Here is a 4739-nt window from a genome sequence, read left to right as displayed (position 1 = left end):
CCCCCGCCGCGCCGCCACCGCCCCCGCCGGCGCCGGTGATCGTGACGACGGCGCCGCCGGTCATCACGCGCCATTCCCCGCCGCCGCCGGTCACCACGCAACCCCCGCCGCCGCCCGTCACGACGGCGATGACCACCGAGCCTCCGCCGCCGCCGACGACCACGCCGCCGCCGACGGCCCAGGCGCCGTCGACCACCCCGACGACGACGGTGCCGATGACAACGCAGTGGATCCACGTTCCGCTGCTGCCGGTGCCGATACCGGTCCCCGTTCCGGCCAGCCAAGCCCCCCAGGCCCCCCAGGCGCCGCCGTATCCGCAGTACCCGGGCAACTCGCAGAACCCCTTCTTGAGCCCCGGGTACTGAGCCCTCCCCCGCACGCTGTGAGCCTCATCAACATGAGGTCAGGTGGACAAGCGTCGCCGGTTGCACGCGGGTAGCGTGGAATCACCCAGTTCGGGTTGGGTCTGTTTTTTCGTGCCCTGGGGAGGGCAGTCGAGACCTGGGGAGGCGCAAAGTGGACATCGTGCTCGGAGTATCCATGGCTCCGACCACCGTCCGCCTGGTGCTCATCGAGGGCCAGGATGCCGACGGTGTCACAGTCGAAGAAGACGAGTTCGACGTCGCCGCTTCCGGCGCGCCCGCGCAGGTGATCGACGCGATCGTCGGCACCCGGGAAGGCGCGACGGAGGGCGGCTACCAGCTGACCTCGACGGGTGTGACGTGGACCGATCCCGCCGAGGTCGGCGCGCTGCGCGAGGCGATCGCCTCCCACGACGTCGGCAGCGTCATGCTCGTCTCGCCGTTGTTGGCCGCCGCCGCGTTGGCGCAGACGGTCGGTCAGTCGATCGGCTACCAACACATCGCGATGCTGTTCGTCGAGCCCGACAGCGCGACGCTGGCCGTGGTCGACGTGACCGACGGTTCCATCGTCGACCTGCACCGGCGGCAGCTGGTGGGGGACACCGCGGTGGAGCTGTCGGGCATGGTGGCCGGGCTGGACGCGCCCGGGTCGGAGGCCGACGGCGTGTTCGTCGTCGGCTGCGGGGCGGGACGCGGGAGCGACGTGGCCGCGATCAAGGCGGCGCTCGAGGCGGCGACCCCGCTGGCCGTGAGCGTCCCCGAGGAACCGGACCTGGCGCTGGCCCGGGGCGCGGGCAGCGGCGCGACGGTGGGTGCCGGCGGGGTTTGGCGGTTTTCGATGCCCGTCAGGGTGTAAGCCACGCCGCCGATCGCCGTCATCGCGACCGCGGCGCACATCCCCACGATCAACTGTGAGAGCCGGAGGCGTCGCAACGGGCTGGGCCGGGGCGGCTCGATCACATTGAGCCGCATGGACCAGCCGGCCGGGCCGTCTTCGTCAAAGGCGGCGGGGCTGTAGGGGACTCGCACGTCGGCGCCGAATTCGGTTTGCGACCAGGCCAATTCGCGGTCGGTGAGCGCGTCGTGGTCAATCACCAGCACATCGCCGGCGGGCAGGTCGACGACATCGTTGGCGGCGGACGCCGTGAGCAGGCCGATCGACGTGCGGGTGCGGAGGTCCAGCTCCTCGCCGCGCGACGCCAGCTGCAAAGCGCCGAGGGCCGCGGCCAGGGCCGGCTGCGACGGGCTCACCACCGGCCGGCGACCGTGCACCGAAAGGCGTTCGGTGACAAGCGGAATGCTTGCCCCGCCGCCGACGGTGACCACCGCCGACAGGTCCGCCCAGCCCCGCTTGTGGCGGGCCAGCATGTCGTCGAACGCATAGATGAAGCCGGACAGCCGGTCCTGGATGAGGTCGCCCAGCTCGTCTCGCGTCAGCTTCATGGTGCACCTGCGGCCACCGAGCTCGGCTGCGAATTCGACCGCCGTTTCCGTCGACAGCCGCTCCTTGGCCTCCCGGCATTGCTCACGCAGCAGTCCGAGCTGGCCGACGCCGGCGGTGCTGGCCGGGTCGATGCCGCTGCCGTGCCCGAGCTCCTCGAAGACCTTGAGCAGCACCGCCTGGTCGATCTCGTCGCCGGAGAAGGCCGCGTAACGCATTGTGGGACTCACCAGTTCGAAATCGCCGGCGAGGCTGACCAGGGTGGCCGAGGTGCCGCCGCCGCCGAAGTCGAGCAGGCCGACCACGCCCGTCGCCGCGAGGCACAGCTCCGCGTTCGCCGCGGTCAGCGCCGCGATCGCGTCCGAGACCAGGCGCGGGGCCATGCCGCTGCGCACGAAGCCCAAATGCGTTCGCAAGCCATTGCGCAGCGCCTGCACATTGGTAGGTTTCCAGTACGCCGGAACGGCGATGGAGATCTCCGACGCGGCGGAGTCGGCGCCCGCGGCCACCATCATGGCGTCGAGGGCCTCCACCATGAGCAGGTCGGGATCGTGGGCGGAGCCATCGGGCGACACCAACGCGACCGAATCCCCGACGCGCTCCACGAACCCGCGCATCAGCACGCCCGGCTCGCCCAGGGGCGGAGCTTCCGTGTCGTGCAGCGGTAGACCGATTTTCGGCGCGCAGTGCGGATACAGGGTCAGCACAGCGCGGCGTGAAACCGGTGGACTTCCGTTACACGCGGCGACCAGGTTCGTGGTCCCGATCGACAACCCGACTGGGTCGTACATAGAGCGAATACTTTCGTCTATAGGGGTCGGTGGCCAGCGTTAACCATAGCCGCGCCCGGACTGTATTCAGCCCGGCCACAACCTCATTGGTATGCGGTCGATGCCGTGTCGTCACCGAAACGGTATCGACACCGCCCTTGACAGAACGGGTGCGGTCAGATCACAGTGAGGGGCAGGGAACGCCTGGGCTCGAATTGGAATGTCGATCCGCCGCTGACCTTGGCCACCTGGACCTCCGGCAGTTCCTTTGCGGCGGTATCGGTTTCGATGATCTCCGCGGTCCAGTCGGTATCCGTGCCGCTGACCCGGACCGTGAGGCACGGGTCGATGGCGGTGGCGATCGCCTGCAGCGGCTGCACGGATTCCGGCGAGCACAACGAGATCCAGGCGCCGTCGTCGTGTGCCGGCGACCGCCGCACGCTCAGCCGGTTGTCCGCGATCTCCGCGACGACGTAGCCGGCGGGGTTGAGCAGCGGGTGCAACTCGAACACCCGTAGCGCCCCGTCGATCCCGCCGGGGAATTCGAGTGCGCGGCGGATCCGCTCGGCCCCCAGCCCCGCCAGCCCGATCAGGCCGCGCGTGCCGATCGAGGCCGCCCGGGCGTCGTCGGCGGCGCGGGCCCGCACCGCGATGGCGAACGACAGGTACAGCATGTGCATCTGCAGGCAGACCTCGTCGGCCATGCGGACCAGCGCCGAGTGAGAGAAGGCGCCGAAGTCGAAGTCGGACAGCAAGGGCCCCGAGTAGTCCGCCTGGCCCTCGTCGGACCGGTCGATGGGATCCAATTCCCAAGTGGCCGCGCGGGTTTGGCGGACGACGTCCAGCGCGGGAATGCTCTGCGCCTCGGGGTGGGACTCGTCGATGATCACGGTCCAGGCGCAGTGCGGCTGCCGGTCGGCGGGCACCCGCGGCGGCCGGTGGATGGGACGCATCTGCGCGCGGGGATTCGTCGCGACCGCGGTCGCGTCGAACGTCGGATCCTCGATGGTGTGACACATTCCGAAGACGTACTCGTCGCCCATCGGCTCCACGTCGAGCAGCGCGCCGCAGTGGTCGAGCTGGAATTCGCCGTGCCAGCGGTCGTGAATGGTGTAGCGGAAATCCATGAACTGCGGCGGGGCGCCGATGTCGAGCTGCAGGCCCTTGAAGATGGTGGGCACGTCGACGCCCTCGTAGTTCAGCGCCCGCTGCATGCGCTTGGTGTAGATCGGGCTCGCGCCGGCCCACTCCTCGATGGCGATCTGCACCATCTCCTCGCGACCGAACTCCGTGATGCACCACGCCATGCCGGAGCGGTCGATCATGTGACCGATCAACAGGAGTTCGGGGACCAGGACGGACAGCTCCTGGCGGGACAACCGCGCGTAACGGGATCGGCTCACGGCCCAAAAATAGACTCGTCTATGTTATAAAGTCAACAATGCCCTCGTCCAGGTCCATTGCCCCTACCCGGCGCACCAGCGCACCGCGCAAGCGCGGCGATGACACGCGCACCCGGATCATCGACGAGACGGTGCGCTGCATCGTGGAGGAAGGGTTCGCCGCCGCGACCGCCAAGCACGTGGCGGAACGGGCGGGCGTGACGTGGGGCGTCATCCAGTACCACTTCGGCGACCGCAACGGGATGCTCATGGCCGTGGTCGACGACGGCGTGGCCCGGCTGGTCGACAGCCTGTCGTCGGCCGACGTCAGCGAGCTGCCGCTGCGCGAACGCCTCGAGGTCGTCATCGACACCGCCTGGAGCTGCTACAGCAGTCCGACGTCGATGGCGGCCTTCGAGATCCTGCGCGCCACCCGCGGCGGCCCGGGCGCATCGTCGCGGCGCCACCTGCTGGAAATGAACGACGCAGTCGCCCAGCTCGGGCGGCTGATCACCGACGACCCGGCCAACGCCGGTGTCGCCGAGGTGATTTGGGCCGCCCTGCGGGGTGTGGTGCTGGCGCAGCTGGTCACCGGGACGGAGGTCGACTGGAGCCTGGAACGACGCGCCCTGATCGACATGGTCACCCGTGTGCTGCAATAGCAGCCAAGTCCCGCCGCGACACATAACCTACGCACGCGACACGCCGGGCATTGTCAATCGGTTAGTGCAACATCTGGTCAGGCTGCTTGCTTGAGGAGTTTGGCGAGTCGTTGGGCGGGGGT

The 4739-nt window shown here is 69.3% G+C and carries 3 protein-coding genes and 1 pseudogene; 1 reads left to right on the top strand and 3 read right to left on the bottom strand.

The annotated features are described in order from the left end of the window. The 3 genes and pseudogenes from A5673_RS30415 to A5673_RS08755 all read right to left on the bottom strand — a co-directional run. Positions 1-379 (bottom strand): annotated as a pseudogene (locus tag A5673_RS30415) (PE family protein); the annotation flags it as partial. Between the two features lie 472 nt (positions 380-851). Beyond that, entirely contained in the window at positions 852-2594 is a 1743-nt protein-coding gene (locus tag A5673_RS08760; RefSeq protein ID WP_156748020.1) for an Hsp70 family protein, read from the bottom strand. A gap of 155 nt (positions 2595-2749) precedes the next feature. After that, the gene (locus tag A5673_RS08755; protein WP_068229982.1) at positions 2750-3976 is read right to left on the bottom strand and encodes a hypothetical protein; all 1227 of its coding nucleotides are present in this window, start codon (positions 3974-3976) and stop codon (positions 2750-2752) included. Between the two features lie 38 nt (positions 3977-4014). Here A5673_RS08755 and A5673_RS08750 point away from each other — a divergent pair, with 38 nt between their 5' ends. Then, entirely contained in the window at positions 4015-4617 is a 603-nt protein-coding gene (locus A5673_RS08750; protein ID WP_068229980.1) for a TetR/AcrR family transcriptional regulator, read from the top strand. Positions 4618-4739: the final 122 nt, after the last annotated feature.

Source organism: Mycobacterium sp. E3198 (genome assembly GCF_001667015.1).
Classification (GTDB): domain Bacteria; phylum Actinomycetota; class Actinomycetes; order Mycobacteriales; family Mycobacteriaceae; genus Mycobacterium.
This window is presented reverse-complemented; position numbering and strand designations above follow the sequence as displayed.

Coding starts and splice junctions, on each gene's coding strand:
- A5673_RS08760 (WP_156748020.1), bottom strand. CDS start 2,594: ATGTACGACCCAGTCGGGTTGTCGATCGGGACCACGAACCTGGTCGCC.
- A5673_RS08750 (WP_068229980.1), top strand. CDS start 4,015: ATGCCCTCGTCCAGGTCCATTGCCCCTACCCGGCGCACCAGCGCACCG.